Below are 15,099 nucleotides of genomic sequence, written 5' to 3' on the forward strand. Positions count from 1 at the left end.
GCGATTGAGCGGAGGAGCAAGCTCATGAGGATTTACCCTACGATGGAACTGCAGAACGGCCGCTGTGTCACACTGGACAAGGGTCGTCTGGATGAGGCCATGATTTGGCACGTGAATCCCGCAGAAACGGCACGCAGTTGGGCCGATGCTGGAGCCGAGTGGATGCACTTGACCGATTTTGACGCGATTGAAGGGCGCGATACCAATTCGGAGATGGTTGAAGAGATCATCCGTTCTGCCGAAATTCCTGTGCAGTTGGCAGGTGGTATGAGAACGCGCGAGCAAGTCGAGCACTGGATCGACAAGGGCGCAGGCCGGATTGTTATCGGCACTATGGCTGCGTGGGATCCAAATCTGGTGAAAGAATTGGCCAAACTTTATCCGGACCAAATCGTTCTGGCCGTAGACGTTTGGCAAGGCTTAGTGATGACCGACGGTTGGCGTAGTCAAAGTGCGTTTACACCAGAGGCCTTTATCGAAGCGTTTTCAGAGACGCCATTTGCGGCAATTCTGGTCACTGATATCGATAGCGACATGGAAGACGTTGAGGCACAGCTGGGCCTGATCTCGGGGCTGGCAGAGACATCTCGCACACCGATCATCGCAAGCGGTGTGGTCCGCACGACAGATGATATCTCGCGGTTGGCTTATATCCCGAATATTTCGGGCGCCTTGGTTGGCCGCGCGCTGTTCAGAAAGACGCTCGAGCTTTCAGATGCGCTGAATGTTGCCAGCACAGCGCACGAACCGGTTGCGGCGTTTCAGTAAGATTTCTTCCAAAACAACAGGTTCCGCCCTTTCATGTCCAGTGAAAGGGCGGGCTTTCATCTGGCCAGGAGCCGCATTGCAAGAGTGTATACTGTAGGTGTTCCGCTCAATCTGCTTGTGTGATGATTGCGCCTTGCTCTTGCCCCCGCACCCCGGCCCGGGGTATGAGCGTTTCTCAAACAGGAAGCAGGCAAGAGGCATTTTATGCGCAGAGTCGTTGTAACCGGTCTTGGGTTGGTCACTCCATTGGCCAGCGGGGTCGAGGAAACATGGTCGCGGTTGCTGGATGGGGAATCCGGTGCAGGCCCGATCACGCAATTTGATGCTGAGGCAAGTGGGGTCACCACAACGTATGCCTGCGAAGTTCCGCGAGGCGACGGCACCGACGGGACATTCAATCCTGACGACTGGATGCCGCCGAAAGAGCAGCGCAAGATCGAAGACTTCATTCTGTACTCGATTGCAGCTGCAGAAATGGCCTGCAAGGATTCCGACTGGCTGCCCGAGGATGAAGAGGCGCGCTTGCGCACCGGCGTTCTTATCGGTTCAGGTATCGGTGGGCTGGGCTCCATTGCAGCAACGGCTAACCTGATCCGCGACAAGGGCCCTCGACGGGTGTCGCCATTCTTTATTCCAGGCGCGCTGATTAACCTGGCCTCGGGTCAGGTGTCGATCCGCCATGGATTCAAAGGCCCGAACCATTCGGTTGTGACTGCATGTTCGACCGGTGCTCACGCTATTGGTGACGCAAGCCGCATTATCCGTGCCGGTGACGCTGACGTAATGGTTGCCGGTGGTGGCGAAGGGTGCATTTGCGAAATCGGTATCGCTGGATTCAACGCTTGCAAGGCGCTGTCGACCAAATACGCGGATAACCCCAAAGCAGCCAGCCGCCCCTATGACGTCGACCGAGACGGTTTTGTCATGGGTGAAGGTTCGGGCATCGTTGTTCTGGAAGAGTACGAGCACGCAAAAGCGCGTGGCGCGAAAATCTATGCCGAAGTTCTGGGCTATGGCATGTCCGGTGATGCCTATCATATCACCGCACCCAGTGAGGACGGCGATGGCGCAGAGCGTTCTATGAACGCAGCGCTACGCAGCGCGGGGCTGGAGCCGAAGGACCTAGACTATATTAACGCGCATGGCACATCGACCATGGCCGATACCATTGAATTGGGTGCGGTCGAGCGTCTCCTGGGCGAGCATTCGGCGAATGTAACGATGAGTTCGACCAAATCGGCCACGGGCCATCTGTTGGGCGCTGCAGGCGCGATCGAAGCCATTTTCTCGATCCTCGCAATCCGCGATCAGGTTGCGCCACCGACGATCAATTTGGACAACCCAGCGGTCGAGACGCAGATTGATCTGGCTCCGAATGCTAAGCGTGAGCGCAAGATTGATGTCGCATTGTCAAACTCGTTTGGATTTGGCGGCACCAATGCAAGTGTGATCTTCGGAAAGGCCAGCTAAATGTGGCGCGCTTTGGCCTCCAACATGCTGACCATCCTGGTGGTCGGCCTGTTTCTTGCCGGTGGACTGATTTTGTGGGGGCAGGCGCGATACAAGAATGCGGGCCCTCTGGAAGCTGCGATGTGTTTGCAGGTCGAACGTGGCTCGAACATGACGCAGGTCAGCCGACAGCTGGAGGATCAGGGCGCGATCAGCAGCGCTACGATATTCCGTATGGCGGCGGATTATACCGACAAGGCACCTCAGCTGAAGGCAGGCAGCTTTCTGGTCCGCGAGGGTGCTTCGATGGAGCAGATCATTGATGAGATTACGCGGAGCGGGGCCAGTACCTGCGGATCCGAGATTGAGTACAGGATCGGTGTAACCCGCATACAAACCCGTGTACGCGAATTGAACCCCGCAACATTGGACTTCGATGAAATCGCATCGTTCGATGTAGCGGAAGAAGAAATACCCGCGGCTTATACCCAAAAGCGCGAAGACTCAGACACACGGTACCGGGTCTCGATTGCTGAAGGTGTTACATCCTGGCAGGTGGTCGAGGGTCTTAAGCAGATCGACGCGTTGACGGGAGATATCCCTGAAATACCGGCCGAAGGGGCGCTGGCACCGGACAGCTATGACATTGTGCGAGGTGCCGATCGGGCGGCAATCCTGCAGTCGATGCAGGATAAGCAGCAACTGCGCATTAACGCCGCCTGGGAAGGGCGGCAGGATGATTTGCCAATCAATACCCCCGAAGAGATGCTGATTTTGGCGTCAATCATCGAAAAGGAAACTGGTGTTCCGCATGAGCGTGGACAGGTTGCCAGCGTATTTGTAAACCGGCTTGAGCGAGGCATGAAGCTGCAGACGGACCCGACTGTAATCTATGGTGTCACCAAGGGGCAGGGCGCGTTGGGCCGAGGCCTGCGCCGCAGCGAACTGCGCCGTGCAACGCCTTGGAACACTTATGTGATTGATGGGCTCCCGCCAACACCTATCGCAAATCCTGGTCTTGCAAGTCTTGAAGCCGCAGTTTCGCCCGAAGCGACTGATTTTGTTTTCTTTGTTGCAGATGGCACCGGCGGACATGCTTTTGCCGAGACACTGGATGAGCACAATCGAAACGTCGCCAAATGGCGTGAGATTGAGGCCGAGCGCCAAAGCACCGGAAACTAAAAAAGGCGCCGCTAATAGCGGCGCCTTTTAGATTTAGGCGGCGGAGGATCGACGCGGTCGCCGGCGTTTTGGGCCTCCGGGATTGCCCGACTTGTTAGCTGCTTGCGGCTTTGGACCACGGCGACGGAACCCTCCGCCTTTCCGCGATTTTGCGGGTTCGGCGAACTCGGGCATTGTGCCGCTGGCGACCGGAACCTCAATTTTCATCAGTTTCTGAATCTGCTTCAGTTGATCCAGTTCATCCGGTGCACAGAAAGCGATCGCCTCGCCTTCGCGACCGGCACGGGCGGTTCGGCCAATGCGGTGGACGTAGTTATCCGGCACTTCGGGTAGGTCGTAGTTGATGACATAGGCAACGCCCGGGATGTCGATGCCGCGAGCGGCCACGTCTGTCGCCACCAAGACATTTATCTCGCCTGCGCGGAAAGCTTTGATCGCCCGGTCACGCTGTCCCTGACTTTTGTTGCCATGGATCGAGGCGGCGTTGAAGCCGTCGGCCACTAGGCCCTTCATCAGCTTCTCGGCGCCATGTTTTGTACGCGAAAACACCAGCGTCAGAGCTTCTTTATCCGCAGATAAAATCTCCCGCAGTTTGCTCGGTTTTTCCGCGCGGCTCAGGAAATGAACCGATTGGGTGATCTTGTCGGCGGCTTTACCCGGAGGGGACACTTGAATGCGTTGCGGGTTTGTCAGGTAGGCCTGGCTGAGTTCTTCCATCTGCTTGGGCATAGTGGCAGAGAACAGCATCGTTTGGCGGGGCGTGCCCAACTGCGGTGCAATCCGGCGCAGAGCATGAATAAAGCCCATGTCCAGCATCTGATCGGCTTCGTCCAGTACCAGATGACGTACCGAGCCGAGGTCGACCGCTCTGCGTTCCATCAGGTCGATCAAACGACCAGGGGTGGCAACCAGAATGTCTGTGCCGCGTGCCAGAAACGAAATCTGCCTACTGATGGACTGACCGCCAACAACTGTCGCCACACGCAGCTTCGTATTCGTGGTCAAATTGCGCAGGCTATCTGCGATTTGGTTGACCAGTTCACGGGTCGGGGCAAGGATCAGAGCCTTGGCGGTTTTCGGCGCAGGCTTGCCGGTCTGAGCCAGCAGGTGGTCGATCAGGGGTAGGCCAAAAGCCAGCGTCTTGCCGGTGCCGGTCTGGGCAAGGCCCAGAATATCGTGCCCCTGCAATGCCATGGGGATTGCCTGGTTCTGAATCGGAGTGGGTTGTGAAAAATTGGCGCGTTTCAAAGCGTCGTTCAGGGCCGGGGCCAGGCCCAGCATATCAAAGTCGAACAAATATCATTCCTTTTTTGCCCCTGGTGACTGGATCACCACGGACGACATAAATCAGCAGCGCAATATGCGATGCCAACAGGGTTACGCTAAGACTCTGGATGCACAGGCGTTTCCCGCGGCATCCGGCCGTCGCATTCAGAACCCTGCGTGAAGGGGAACTATAGGGTGAATCGAGCGCTGTGGAGCAGGTCGGACCTGCCAATGCTCACGCGTCAGCGCTTTGTTAGGGGGCTCATGCAGGTTGCGGGGCGGAATGTCAAGCTGTGCGTTAGGGATCGCATCCGGCGAAAAGGATCGTTGTGGGCTGTTTGCAACCTTTAAGCGGTTAGATTGACCGCCTGGTTGATCGCAGACCCGGTTCTCACAGCTCGATATGTCGGGAAGGGCATCCGTGCGGCAGTTTCAATGTCCCTTCGGATCCAGTTCAGCGCCTCTAGTTGTTGAAGGGAGGAGGACAGCGCCCGATCCGTGATTGTTGCCAGATCTGATTTGATGGCGGAAAAGCGATGCGGAGTGCCGGTGAGCGCCAGGATTGGAACGGTCCAGGATTTGCGGACGAACTTGAACTTGGTGTCATCCGGAACGGCGTTTACGATTGCGCTGGCCATACTGGCGGCTTCGATCCCCGGCAGGGTTAATCGGAATTCAGGGCGCAATGGGTGCCCGTGACCCGGATTCCTTTCGATCAGGTCAAGGCGTATGAGATGGTCCAGGCTTGCCGCGAAGGCAGTTCTTCCTGCGCTGGTGGCAGCAAGCAGAGCGGCCTGCCTGCCAGGAGTGCCGGAATGCATGAGTGCCAGAATATTCAGCGACCAAGCTCGGGAGGTCAGCTTGACAAGCAAATTAATGTCCATAAAGTATAGTTAATATAATTTAGCTCAAAAGGAAAGATTGATGCCCCTTGTTTCTTTGAAAAACACGATCACCCTTGCGATTTCGGTTCGGGATCGCCATGCCAGCGCTGAATGGTTCAATGACAAACTGGGGTTTGAACTTGCCCACCACATAGATGAAGCGGGTTGGAGTGAGATGCACACCAATGTGGACGGTGTCACATTGGGGTTAGGAGAGCAGGCCGAGCCTTCGCCGGGGAACTGCGTTCCAGTGTTTGAGGTCGCCGATATCACCACTGCCCGCAGTGCGTTAGAGGCCGCAGGGGTGGCCTTCGATGGTGCGACGGAAACGATCGAAGGGATGGTCAGCACGGCCACGTTTTATGATCCGGATATGAATGCGCTGATGCTGGCGCAGGATTTGACTGGCAGCAGCTAAAGACTCCGGCAGGGAAGAAAATATTAACCTGCACCGCACGTTCCCTGTTGCGTGGGTGTTGCGCAATTCATTGACTTTTCGAACTTAATTTGGTACGAACTGTGTCATGCTAGAAGAAGTGGGCAACGGCCCCGGGGTAACACCCGGCGGCCGTTTTTCGTTTCTCTCGTGCGGAGAAAACTCACGCATGAGGTCAATACGCAAACATGACTTTAATTACCCCGGAAGAGCGGATTTCCCAGACGGCTGACTTGTTGCGGTCGCTCGAGACATCCATTCGCGATCTGCGCAAAGCAGCGGAAGAACTGCGCAAGCAGATCGGTGCCGGGGAGGATGCAGATCTTGCTGGTACAGGCAAGCAACTGGGACAGCTTGAGGGGCTGATCCGAAGTTGCCAAAAAGTGGAGACAAGCTTTGTCGAACAACATCACAGACAAGCCGGAATTGCCCAAGGGGGCTATGCGCTCGACCTTGATCGGGCACGATCTGAGATCGGGTGCAGGCTGGCTCGCCTCCGCGCCTGTTGCGGTGCAGGACAGATTTCTGAGTGAGATCGGGGAGGGGGGGCTGTGTGCCCTCCCTTTCCTGTTTGAGTTCTGGGCTCTGCCGCATCAGTTGCCGCCCGAGGGCGATTGGCGGTCATGGGTGATCATTGGGGGGCGTGGCGCTGGTAAGACGCGGGCCGGGGCCGAGTGGGTTCGGTCGATGGTTGAGGGGTCTTTGCCGTTGGACACGGGTAAGGCGCGCCGGGTGGCTCTGCTTGGCGAGACGTTTGATCAGGTGCGCGACGTGATGATCTTTGGCGATAGTGGGATATTGCAATGCTCACCACCGGATCGTCGACCTATTTGGAGGGCGTCAGAGCGAAAACTAGTCTGGCCAAATGGGGCCGAGGCGCAGGCGTTCTCGGCCCATGATCCTGAGGGGTTGCGCGGGCCGCAATTCGATGCGGCCTGGGTGGATGAGCTGGCTAAGTGGAAAAAGGGGGGCGAGACCTGGGACATGTTGCAATTTGCGCTGCGGTTGGGGGACCAGCCCCGGGTCTGTGTGACGACCACGCCGCGCAATGTGAAGGTTTTGAAGGATCTGCTGGCGTCGCCGTCCACGGTGCAGACCCATGCGCCGACCGAGGCGAACCGGGCCAATTTAGCGGGGTCGTTTCTAGCCGAGGTGCGCGCGCGCTATGCCGGTACACGGCTGGGGCGGCAGGAGTTGGACGGGGTGCTGCTGTCGGATGCCGAGGGGGCGCTGTGGACGGGTTCTATGCTAGAGGCAGCGCGCTGCGCGCAGGTGCCCGAGCTGGACCGCATCGTGGTGGCGCTGGACCCGGCGGTGACGGCGGGATCGGATGCGGATGCTTGTGGGATCGTCGTCGTTGGGGCGTGCTTGAAAGGGCAGCCCGAGGACTGGCGGTGCTATGTCTTGGCTGACCGGACGGTGCAAGGCGTTGGCCCGGCGGGCTGGGCGCAGGCGGCGATTGACGCGATGGATGAGTTTGGGGCCGAGCGGTTGGTTGCCGAGGTCAATCAGGGTGGGCAACTGGTGGAAGAGGTCGTGCGGCAGGTGGACCCTTTGGTCCCGTACCGCGCGGTGCGAGCGTCACGCGGCAAGGTTGCGCGGGCCGAGCCTGTGGCGGCTTTGTACGAACAGGGGCGGATAAGCCATGTGGCTGGGCTGGGCGCGCTGGAGGAGCAGATGTGCCAGATGACCGCGCGGGGGTTCGAGGGTCAGGGCTCACCCGACCGGGTCGACGCACTGGTCTGGGCGTTGCATGAGTTGGTTGTGGGGCCTGCGGGGGCGTTTCGGCGGCCGAGGGTGCGGGCGTTGTGAGAGTAAGGGCATGAAATCCACACTTTTGAGGTGGCTTGAGGACTGTTAGGCTACCTTCATCTACAAGGTGTTTGTTTCGACACGTAAACAGCTTTTGATTTAACTGGGTTTGGCAATCTTGAGTTTTGATCTTAAAAATCAAATTGAAACAAGATCTTATAGTTCCTTCTCGTAAGTCCACTGAGGCGTCCATGAAGAAAAAATTGTATTTGTTGGCAATTAGTGCGGGCATACTTTTCTTTTTTCTCGCCCTCTATTTCCTCGGCCACGCGATGTGGGACTACCACGATGACGTCAATAATTCTGGCCTAGCCTACAAGTTCTTCGCGGCAAAAGTTTGCGCATTTATTGCCTTGTTGCTCATGACATCAGCCTTGTTCAGCTTTACTGAAAAGATTATTTTTGCACCGCTTATAATCTTAATAGTCGGGGCAATGGTGCTGCTAGTCGGCTATCATGTGGTCAAAGACGAACCTTGGCGGTTCCAGCATATTGGCAGCGAAGGATACAGAGTCCCTCGGGCATATGCCGCCGGCTTGGACTATGGGCCGCCGGGGGGTGGGTTGCAGGCAGTATATTGCGCCAATACCTTTAGCGGGGCCCGGAGACCGGGTGGCAAAAGATGCGAGCGTCAGTTTTTTCATGTCGCGCATGCGAGTTCTCCCTTTTATCGAGAGCTCAGCCAGCAACGTGAAGTTTCGTGTACAACATACAGCGATGGGGAAAGGTGTCGCGTCAGAACCGACACCGAGCTTGGCCAGCTCAACTACGCAATCAAATCCCAATTTATCACCCTCGAGGACGCCGAAGAACTTGAACGCCGTTTGCTAAATCTATTGCGCGACTGGCGGATCGAAGGTGAAGTTAGCAATACACAAAATTGATGCTCGCGATCCGTTGCCCAACCCCCGTACGCCCCATTCCCAAGGCTTAAACTTCTTTCCGTCATAACTCTTTTCAACAAGCCGGGCAGAGCGGCGGCAGAAAGGAGCACAGATGGTATTCGATTTCTTGCGTCGTGGATCGGCTGATGAGGCGCCCGAGGCGAAGGCGAGCGCGGCGGGGCCTGTGGTGGCATGGCAGACGGGTGGGCGCGTGGCGTGGAGCCCTCGGGACACGGTCTCGCTGACGCGGACGGGGTTTTCGGGGAACCCGGTGGGGTTCCGCTCGGTCAAGTTGATTGCCGAGGCAGCGGCGGCTTTGCCGTTGGTGCTGCAGGATCAGGCGCAGCGGTTTGATGTACATCCGATCCTGAGCCTCATGCGCCGTCCGAATGCGGCGCAGGGGCGGGCGGAGTTGATGGAGGCCTTGTTTGGGCAGTTGCTGCTGTCGGGCAATGCCTATGTCGAAGCGGTCCAGGCCGAAGAAGGGCTGCCGGTTGAGCTGCATGTGTTGCGCTCGGACCGGATGAGCGTGGTGCCGGGGGCGGATGGGTGGCCCAAGGCGTATGATTACGCTGTGGGCGGTAAGAAGCACCGGTTCGCGGCGGAAAATATCTGCCATATCAAGTCGTTCCACCCGCAAGACGATCATTATGGGTTCTCGCCGATGCAGGCGGCGGCGATGGCGATTGATGTGCATAACAGCGCGTCTCGGTGGTCGAAATCGCTGCTCGATAATGCGGCGCGGCCTTCGGGGGCGCTTGTCTGGAAGGGCGGTGATGGCCATGGGGTCATGGCTGAAGATCAGTTCAGGCGTCTTTCGGATGAGATTGAGCAGAACTATCGCGGGGCGCGCAATGCGGGTCGTCCGATGGTTCTGGAGGGGGGGCTGGATTGGAAGCCGATGGGTTTCTCGCCCTCTGACATGGAGTTTCAGAAGACTAAAGAAGCCGCCGCCCGCGAGATCGCGCTGGCCTTTGGGGTCCCGCCGATGCTGCTGGGGATACAAGGCGACGCGACCTATTCGAACTATCAGGAGGCCAACCGGGCGTTCTATCGCCTGACAGTGCTGCCTCTGGTGACGCGGGTGGCGGCGGCGGTGTCGGAGTGGCTGGCGGGTTTTTCCGGTGAAGAATTGGTGCTGAAGCCCGATCTGGATCAGGTGCCCGCGCTGTCGGCGGAACGGGACGCGCAATGGGCGCGGGTCAATGGGGCCGAATTCCTGAGCGATGCCGAAAAGCGCGCCTTGCTGGGGCTGCCGGAGCGTGCGGATGGGTGACGCATATCCTCCGTTCGAATGCGCGCCGGGCCTGCGTCTGGCCGCGCATGAGCGGGTGGCCGAGATTCAGCATGCGCATTTGTGCCAGCGGCTGGATCAGATCGAAGAGATGATGGAGCGGCTGGAGAGGCGGTTGTGGTTGACGGTGTATGGCGTGGCAGCGGTGATCCTGGCGCAGGCGTTTCAGTCATTCCTTTCAGTAACGCCATGAATTCAGCAAGTTACATGGAGAAGTTTATGGAATTGGAGCATAAGTTCGCACGGTTCGGAGAGGGTCTTTCGGTGACCGAGGACGCGGTGATCGAAGGTTATGCCAGCCTGTTTGGACAGATAGATCAGGGCAGTGACGTAGTGCAGAAAGGTGCGTATCGCGGTTCGCTTGAGGGGCTGGCCATAGCGGGTCAACGGGTCAAGATGCTCTGGCAGCATGACCCGGCGCAGCCCATTGGTGTCTGGAATGAGGTGCACGAGGATGACCGGGGCTTATGGGTCAAGGGACGTCTGCTGGAAAGCACTCAGAAAGGTCGCGAGGCGGCCGAGTTGATCCGGGCGGGCGCAATGGATGGCCTGTCGATTGGCTATCGTACCAAGCGCGCCGTGAAGAATGACAAGGGCCAGCGGGTCCTGACCGAACTGGAGCTGTGGGAAGTGTCTTTGGTGACCTTCCCGATGTTGCCCAGTGCGCGGGTGGCGGCAAAGGGAGTGGACCCCGAGGCCGAGAACACCTGGCGCAGTATTGCCGAGGTGTTTGATCACGCCCGGCAGGAGCTGGCGCGAACCTAGCGCGCCGAAACCTCACCCCCAAAAAGGAAGTGCTGATGAGCAAGACCGAAACCCCGGCCTTGACCGGAGAGGGTGTGCCCCTGGTTCAGGAGGTGAAGCAGGCGATGACTGGCTTCGTGAACGAATTCAAGGGCCTCAAGGCTGAAGTTAAGACCAAATTGCAACAGACAGAAGAGCGACTGACCATGCTGGATCGTAAATCAACCATCGCGGCACGTCCGCATCTTGCGGCCTCAATCGAGGACGGCGCACCGCATCAGAAGGCCTTTGATGCCTATGTGCGTTCGGGTGAGGATGACGGCCTGCGTGGGCTTGAGATGGAGGTGAAATCCCTCTCGAGCGCTGTGAACAGTGACGGTGGGTACCTGATTGACCCGCAAACCGCCGAGATCATCAAATCGGTGCTGAAATCTACGGCCTCTATCCGCTCGATTGCTTCGATCGTAAATGTCGAGGCGAACTCGTTCGATGTTTTGATCGACCACACGGATGTCGGTGCGGGCTGGGCAGATGAAAATGCTGCGGCGAGCGAAACCAGCACCCCGTCGATTGACCGGATCTCGATCCCGCTGCACGAGCTGAGCGCACTGCCCAAAGCCTCGCAGCGACTGCTGGATGACAGCGCGTTCGATGTCGAGGGTTGGCTGGCCGGTCGTATCGCGGACAAGTTTGCACGCGCCGAGGCCTCGGCCTTTATCAACGGCGACGGTGCGGACAAACCCAAGGGTATTCTGAACCACGCCAAGGTCGACAACGATGTTTGGGATTGGGGTAACATTGGTTATGTCCCCACCGGCATCGATGGCGGTGTCGAGGCGGATGCCATTGTGGACGTGGTTTATGCTCTGGGTGCGCAGTACCGGGTCAACGGGACCTTCGTGATGAACTCGAAAACTGCTGGTCTGATCCGCAAGCTGAAAGACAGCGATGGCCGCTTCTTGTGGTCGGACGGTCTGGCAGCGGGTGAGCCGGCACGTCTGATGGGCTATCCGGTGCTGATCGCCGAAGACATGCCGGATGCGGGAACCGACAGTTTCTCGATTGCCTTCGGTGACTTCCAGGCGGGCTATACCATTGCCGAGCGCCCGGACCTGCGCGTATTGCGCGATCCCTTCAGCGCCAAACCGCATGTCCTGTTCTATGCGACCAAGCGCGTCGGCGGCGATGTCAGCGACTTTGCTGCGATCAAGCTGGTGAAATTCGGCACCGCCTAAAGCGGGCTGAATTCCTGGGGGGCCTTTGCCCCTCGGGGCGGCGGGCGCGGGTCGGGGTGAGATCCCCTGCGTTGTCTAGCTGCTCCCCTCCGTCCGAGCAACGTGGGGCGGCGCGTGCCCGTCAATTCCTGAAGTTACGGCCCCGGAGGGGTCCGAGATTGCGGAGTGAATGGATGATGTTGATCGAAGAAACCGCCATCGCGGATGCGGCGCTGCCGGTGGATCAGTTCAAGGCGCATTTGAGGCTGGGAACAGGCTTTACTGGTGCCAGCGTGCAGGATGAGGTGCTCAAGGGCTTCTTAAGGGCGGCGATTGCTGCGATTGAGGCGCGTACCGGGAAGGTACTTATAACACGTGAGTTTTCCTGGAGCCTTAACAGTTGGCGTGACCCTGCGGGCGAAGTGCTGCCTGTGGCACCGGTCTCGACTATCAATACGGTCAGTTTGACGGATGCAGCGGGTACTGAAACCGCCGTTTCGTCTGACAGATACAGATTGGATCGCGATAGCCAGCGCCCGCGGATACGCCCTGCCGGGGCTGTCTTGCCCGCTATTTCGACCGGCGGATCCGTGAAGATCGCGTTTATCGCCGGTATTGCCAGGGAATGGTCAAGCTTGCCGGCAGATCTTGGGCAGGCGGCTCTACTGTTGGCAGCGCATTACTATGAATATCGGGATGAGACCACGTTGGGTGCCGGCTGTATGCCCTTTGGCGTGACCAGCCTGATCCAACGCTATCGTGTGGTTCGTTTTGGTGCAGGGGTGGCCCAATGAAGGCGCCCCGGCTGAATAGAAAACTGTTGCTTGAATCCTCCGTGCGCACCGCTGATGGCGCCGGTGGGTATCTGGAAACATGGGTCGCCTTGGGCTCGGTTTGGGCCGAAGTCACTGCGCGCAGCGGGTCAGAGCGAAATGTTGCAGGGTTGCCGGTTTCGCGTGTCGGCTACCGGATTGTGGTTCGTGGCGCGCCCGAAGGATCGACCATGCGCCCCTCGCCGGATCAGCGGTTTGCGGAAGGCACACGCCGTTTCGTTATCCGCGCCGTCGCCGAGCGAGACCTGTGCGGCCAGTACCTGATCTGCTTTGCGGATGAGGAGGTGGCGGTATGAGCTATGGCGTTTCCGCCGCGTTGCAGGCGGCAATTTACCAGAAATTGTCGGAAGACACACAGATCAGCACTCTTTCAAGTGGAGCGATCTATGACGCCGTTCCAGCGGGTTCAGTTCCGCAAACCTATGTCACGCTGGGCCCGGAAGAGGTGCGCGATGCCTCGGACCGATCGGGGACCGGTGCCGTCCATCGTTTCACGGTGTCCGTCGTGTCCGAAGCTGCCGGGTTCGGTGCAGCAAAAACGCTGGCGGGGGCAGTTTGTGACGCCCTGGACAGTGCGGGGCTGACCCTGGATCGAGGCCGATTGGTCGGGCTGTGGTTCGAACGTGCCTCCGCCCGTCGGACCGGAACGGGCGGCGCGATCCGCCAGATCGACCTGAAATTCCGCGCCCGCGTGGAAGACGATTAAGCAATCAACGGAGAGAGCAAATGACTGCCCAGAACGGAAAAGACCTGTTGGTCAAAGTGGATATGAACGGCTCAGGTCTGTTCGAGACCATTGCGGGGCTGCGTGCCACGCGGGTCAGTTTCAACGCGGAAAGTGTCGATGTGACCAGCCTGGAAAGCCAGGGTGGTTGGCGCGAGCTTTTGTCGGGCGCGGGGGTCAAGTCGGCCTCGATTTCGGGCTCGGGCGTATTCAAGGACGCGGGAACGGATGAGCGCGCGCGACAGCTGTTCTTTGACGGTGAGACACCGGGTTTCCAGATCATCATCCCGGATTTCGGGATTGTTGAGGGTGCGTTCCAGGTGACCGGCATCGAATATGCGGGCTCTCACAATGGCGAAGCGACCTATGAAATGAGCATGGCAAGCGCCGGTGCTCTGGCCTTTACGGCGCTGTAACGATGGCCAATCCGTGGACAGGTGAGGTGGCACTGACCATCGATGGAGAGCAACGAGTTCTGAAGCTGACGTTGGGCGCTTTGGCGGAACTGGAACGGGAATTGGGCACAGGGACACTGGTTGAACTGGTGCAAAGGTTCGAAGGCGGCGCCTATTCCAGCGGTGATGTTCTGGCGCTTATCGTCGCCGGACTGCGGGGGGGCGGGGCCAATGTCACCCGCACCGATCTGCTAAGTGCCGAAATTGAGGGGGGGCCAATGCACGGCGCGTGTGCTGCGGCCGAGTTGTTGGCAAGGGCCTTCATGGTGCCGGGGCAGGCATGAGCGGGTTCGACTGGCCCGCATTGATGCGGGCCGGATACCTCAGCCTACGCCTGACACCGGATCAATTCTGGAGCCTTACCCCGGCCGAGTTGCGGCTGATGCTGGGGCATGGCGCGGGCATGCCTTCGATGAACAGAATGGGTTTGGATGCGTTGCTGGCGGCCTATCCGGACAAGACAAAAGGAGAGCGTGATGACGGATCGTAACGGGTTGGAAGACCTGCAGGAGCGGGGCGAGGCGCTTGGCGACTCGTTGGGTGATGCGGCATCGATGGCTGCGGCATTTGATGGGCAGATGAAGCGCATCAAAGCAGCCTTTGAGGAAACGGGCAAGGATGTTGCAACGCTGGAGCGTGGCATGTCCGGTGGCCTGCGACGGGCGTTCGATGGCGTCGTGATGGACGGAATGAACCTGTCCGATGCGCTGGACGTGTTGAAGAACTCGATGATCCGTACCGCTTATTCTGCTGCGATCAAACCGGTCACGGATCATTTCGGCGGCCTTCTAGCCAATGGGATCGGAGGTTTTGTGAAGGGCATTCTTCCTTTTGCTGACGGCGGCAGCTTCAGCCAAGGACGGGTGATGCCCTTTGCCAACGGCGGAGTGATCAGCAGTCCAACCACGTTTCCAATGCGTGGCGGCACCGGGCTGATGGGCGAGGCTGGCCCCGAGGCCATCATGCCGCTGGCCCGCGGTACCGATGGGAAGTTGGGCGTGCGCATGTCTGGCGGAGGCTCTGCGGTGAACGTGGTGATGAACATCACGACCCCGGACGTGCAGGGTTTCCGTCGAAGCCAAAGCCAGATCGCGGCCCAGATGAGCCGCGCGCTGGGCCGTGGCAATCGCAATAGGTAGATCAGGGAGCAGACC

The 15,099-nt window shown here is 58.7% G+C and carries 20 protein-coding genes; 18 read left to right on the forward strand and 2 right to left on the reverse strand.

Annotated features, from left to right (window positions below; all coding sequences use genetic code 11):
- Positions 1 to 24 precede the first annotated feature (24 nt).
- The 3 genes from AC2FH9_RS08750 to mltG all read left to right on the forward strand — a co-directional run bounded on the left by AC2FH9_RS08750 (position 25) and on the right by mltG (position 3,399).
- Entirely contained in the window at positions 25 to 768 is a 744-nt protein-coding gene (locus AC2FH9_RS08750; RefSeq protein WP_496691050.1) for a 1-(5-phosphoribosyl)-5-[(5-phosphoribosylamino)methylideneamino]imidazole-4-carboxamide isomerase, read from the forward strand.
- Between the two features lie 204 nt (positions 769 to 972).
- The gene (gene fabF / locus AC2FH9_RS08755) at positions 973 to 2,238 is read left to right on the forward strand and encodes a beta-ketoacyl-ACP synthase II (RefSeq protein WP_496695829.1); all 1,266 of its coding nucleotides are present in this window, start codon (positions 973 to 975) and stop codon (positions 2,236 to 2,238) included.
- Positions 2,239 to 3,399 (forward strand): endolytic transglycosylase MltG, encoded by a 1,161-nt coding sequence (gene mltG, locus AC2FH9_RS08760; protein ID WP_496691052.1) that lies wholly within the window; start codon positions 2,239 to 2,241, stop codon positions 3,397 to 3,399. It begins immediately after the preceding gene.
- Positions 3,400 to 3,432: 33 nt separating this feature from the next.
- Here the strand turns inward: mltG and AC2FH9_RS08765 are convergent, their stop codons facing one another.
- Positions 3,433 to 4,695, reverse strand: coding sequence for a DEAD/DEAH box helicase (locus AC2FH9_RS08765; RefSeq protein ID WP_142633162.1), 1,263 nt, complete (start codon positions 4,693 to 4,695; stop codon positions 3,433 to 3,435).
- A 317-nt stretch (positions 4,696 to 5,012) separates the two neighbouring features.
- The gene (locus AC2FH9_RS08770) at positions 5,013 to 5,549 is read right to left on the reverse strand and encodes a winged helix-turn-helix transcriptional regulator (protein WP_496871253.1); all 537 of its coding nucleotides are present in this window, start codon (positions 5,547 to 5,549) and stop codon (positions 5,013 to 5,015) included.
- 40 nt (positions 5,550 to 5,589) lie between these two features.
- Between AC2FH9_RS08770 and AC2FH9_RS08775 the strand changes: the two genes are divergently transcribed.
- From AC2FH9_RS08775 to AC2FH9_RS08845, 15 genes are all read left to right on the forward strand, one after another.
- Positions 5,590 to 5,967 carry a VOC family protein gene (locus AC2FH9_RS08775; RefSeq protein WP_496749534.1) on the forward strand — a complete coding sequence of 126 codons (378 nt, stop codon included), beginning with the start codon at positions 5,590 to 5,592 and terminating at the stop codon, positions 5,965 to 5,967.
- A 206-nt stretch (positions 5,968 to 6,173) separates the two neighbouring features.
- On the forward strand, positions 6,174 to 6,518 hold the full coding sequence (locus tag AC2FH9_RS08780; RefSeq protein WP_496749535.1) for a hypothetical protein: 345 nt from the start codon (positions 6,174 to 6,176) through the stop codon (positions 6,516 to 6,518).
- Positions 6,427 to 7,797: a DNA-packaging protein gene (locus tag AC2FH9_RS08785; RefSeq protein WP_496871254.1), complete on the forward strand. Its 1,371-nt coding sequence runs from the start codon at positions 6,427 to 6,429 to the stop codon at positions 7,795 to 7,797. Before AC2FH9_RS08780 ends, AC2FH9_RS08785 begins: the two co-directional genes overlap by 92 nt.
- Before the next feature lie 191 nt (positions 7,798 to 7,988).
- Positions 7,989 to 8,681: a hypothetical protein gene (locus tag AC2FH9_RS08790; protein ID WP_496691055.1), complete on the forward strand. Its 693-nt coding sequence runs from the start codon at positions 7,989 to 7,991 to the stop codon at positions 8,679 to 8,681.
- A gap of 112 nt (positions 8,682 to 8,793) precedes the next feature.
- Complete coding sequence (locus AC2FH9_RS08795; RefSeq protein WP_496871255.1) at positions 8,794 to 9,957, forward strand: phage portal protein; 1,164 nt, start codon at positions 8,794 to 8,796, stop codon at positions 9,955 to 9,957.
- Positions 9,950 to 10,168, forward strand: coding sequence for a GTA head formation protein, RCAP_rcc01685 family (locus AC2FH9_RS08800; protein ID WP_496695820.1), 219 nt, complete (start codon positions 9,950 to 9,952; stop codon positions 10,166 to 10,168). The genes AC2FH9_RS08795 and AC2FH9_RS08800 overlap by 8 nt, the downstream gene beginning before the upstream one ends.
- A 26-nt stretch (positions 10,169 to 10,194) precedes the next feature.
- Positions 10,195 to 10,740: an HK97 family phage prohead protease gene (locus AC2FH9_RS08805; RefSeq protein WP_496749694.1), complete on the forward strand. Its 546-nt coding sequence runs from the start codon at positions 10,195 to 10,197 to the stop codon at positions 10,738 to 10,740.
- 35 nt (positions 10,741 to 10,775) lie between these two features.
- Complete coding sequence (locus AC2FH9_RS08810; RefSeq protein WP_281971923.1) at positions 10,776 to 11,954, forward strand: phage major capsid protein; 1,179 nt, start codon at positions 10,776 to 10,778, stop codon at positions 11,952 to 11,954.
- Between the two features lie 173 nt (positions 11,955 to 12,127).
- Positions 12,128 to 12,727, forward strand: coding sequence for a head-tail connector protein (locus AC2FH9_RS08815; RefSeq protein ID WP_496871256.1), 600 nt, complete (start codon positions 12,128 to 12,130; stop codon positions 12,725 to 12,727).
- Positions 12,724 to 13,062, forward strand: coding sequence for a phage head closure protein (locus AC2FH9_RS08820; protein WP_496871257.1), 339 nt, complete (start codon positions 12,724 to 12,726; stop codon positions 13,060 to 13,062). The genes AC2FH9_RS08815 and AC2FH9_RS08820 overlap by 4 nt, the downstream gene beginning before the upstream one ends.
- Positions 13,059 to 13,472 carry a DUF3168 domain-containing protein gene (locus tag AC2FH9_RS08825; protein WP_496871258.1) on the forward strand — a complete coding sequence of 138 codons (414 nt, stop codon included), beginning with the start codon at positions 13,059 to 13,061 and terminating at the stop codon, positions 13,470 to 13,472. The genes AC2FH9_RS08820 and AC2FH9_RS08825 overlap by 4 nt, the downstream gene beginning before the upstream one ends.
- A 20-nt stretch (positions 13,473 to 13,492) precedes the next feature.
- Positions 13,493 to 13,906: a phage major tail protein, TP901-1 family gene (locus AC2FH9_RS08830; RefSeq protein WP_496749544.1), complete on the forward strand. Its 414-nt coding sequence runs from the start codon at positions 13,493 to 13,495 to the stop codon at positions 13,904 to 13,906.
- A 2-nt stretch (positions 13,907 to 13,908) separates the two neighbouring features.
- Positions 13,909 to 14,229 carry a gene transfer agent family protein gene (locus AC2FH9_RS08835; RefSeq protein WP_496749545.1) on the forward strand — a complete coding sequence of 107 codons (321 nt, stop codon included), beginning with the start codon at positions 13,909 to 13,911 and terminating at the stop codon, positions 14,227 to 14,229.
- Complete coding sequence (locus AC2FH9_RS08840) at positions 14,226 to 14,435, forward strand: rcc01693 family protein (RefSeq protein WP_496695809.1); 210 nt, start codon at positions 14,226 to 14,228, stop codon at positions 14,433 to 14,435. Before AC2FH9_RS08835 ends, AC2FH9_RS08840 begins: the two co-directional genes overlap by 4 nt.
- Entirely contained in the window at positions 14,422 to 15,084 is a 663-nt protein-coding gene (locus tag AC2FH9_RS08845) for an RcGTA-type gene transfer agent tail tape measure protein (protein WP_496749547.1), read from the forward strand. Before AC2FH9_RS08840 ends, AC2FH9_RS08845 begins: the two co-directional genes overlap by 14 nt.
- Positions 15,085 to 15,099 lie beyond the last annotated feature (15 nt).

The organism is Ruegeria sp. CDSC081 (assembly GCF_059610485.1).

What these genes read in the sequence shown, in the direction of transcription:
- AC2FH9_RS08750 (WP_496691050.1), top strand. Translation starts at nt 25, where the DNA reads ATGAGGATTTACCCTACGATGGAACTGCAGAACGGCCGCTGTGTCACA.
- fabF (WP_496695829.1), top strand. Translation starts at nt 973, where the DNA reads ATGCGCAGAGTCGTTGTAACCGGTCTTGGGTTGGTCACTCCATTGGCC.
- mltG (WP_496691052.1), top strand. Translation starts at nt 2,239, where the DNA reads ATGTGGCGCGCTTTGGCCTCCAACATGCTGACCATCCTGGTGGTCGGC.
- AC2FH9_RS08770 (WP_496871253.1), bottom strand. Translation starts at nt 5,549, where the DNA reads ATGGACATTAATTTGCTTGTCAAGCTGACCTCCCGAGCTTGGTCGCTG.
- AC2FH9_RS08775 (WP_496749534.1), top strand. Translation starts at nt 5,590, where the DNA reads ATGCCCCTTGTTTCTTTGAAAAACACGATCACCCTTGCGATTTCGGTT.
- AC2FH9_RS08780 (WP_496749535.1), top strand. Translation starts at nt 6,174, where the DNA reads ATGACTTTAATTACCCCGGAAGAGCGGATTTCCCAGACGGCTGACTTG.
- AC2FH9_RS08785 (WP_496871254.1), top strand. Translation starts at nt 6,427, where the DNA reads ATGCGCTCGACCTTGATCGGGCACGATCTGAGATCGGGTGCAGGCTGG.
- AC2FH9_RS08790 (WP_496691055.1), top strand. Translation starts at nt 7,989, where the DNA reads ATGAAGAAAAAATTGTATTTGTTGGCAATTAGTGCGGGCATACTTTTC.
- AC2FH9_RS08795 (WP_496871255.1), top strand. Translation starts at nt 8,794, where the DNA reads ATGGTATTCGATTTCTTGCGTCGTGGATCGGCTGATGAGGCGCCCGAG.
- AC2FH9_RS08800 (WP_496695820.1), top strand. Translation starts at nt 9,950, where the DNA reads ATGGGTGACGCATATCCTCCGTTCGAATGCGCGCCGGGCCTGCGTCTG.
- AC2FH9_RS08805 (WP_496749694.1), top strand. Translation starts at nt 10,195, where the DNA reads ATGGAATTGGAGCATAAGTTCGCACGGTTCGGAGAGGGTCTTTCGGTG.
- AC2FH9_RS08810 (WP_281971923.1), top strand. Translation starts at nt 10,776, where the DNA reads ATGAGCAAGACCGAAACCCCGGCCTTGACCGGAGAGGGTGTGCCCCTG.
- AC2FH9_RS08815 (WP_496871256.1), top strand. Translation starts at nt 12,128, where the DNA reads ATGATGTTGATCGAAGAAACCGCCATCGCGGATGCGGCGCTGCCGGTG.
- AC2FH9_RS08820 (WP_496871257.1), top strand. Translation starts at nt 12,724, where the DNA reads ATGAAGGCGCCCCGGCTGAATAGAAAACTGTTGCTTGAATCCTCCGTG.
- AC2FH9_RS08825 (WP_496871258.1), top strand. Translation starts at nt 13,059, where the DNA reads ATGAGCTATGGCGTTTCCGCCGCGTTGCAGGCGGCAATTTACCAGAAA.
- AC2FH9_RS08830 (WP_496749544.1), top strand. Translation starts at nt 13,493, where the DNA reads ATGACTGCCCAGAACGGAAAAGACCTGTTGGTCAAAGTGGATATGAAC.
- AC2FH9_RS08835 (WP_496749545.1), top strand. Translation starts at nt 13,909, where the DNA reads ATGGCCAATCCGTGGACAGGTGAGGTGGCACTGACCATCGATGGAGAG.
- AC2FH9_RS08840 (WP_496695809.1), top strand. Translation starts at nt 14,226, where the DNA reads ATGAGCGGGTTCGACTGGCCCGCATTGATGCGGGCCGGATACCTCAGC.
- AC2FH9_RS08845 (WP_496749547.1), top strand. Translation starts at nt 14,422, where the DNA reads ATGACGGATCGTAACGGGTTGGAAGACCTGCAGGAGCGGGGCGAGGCG.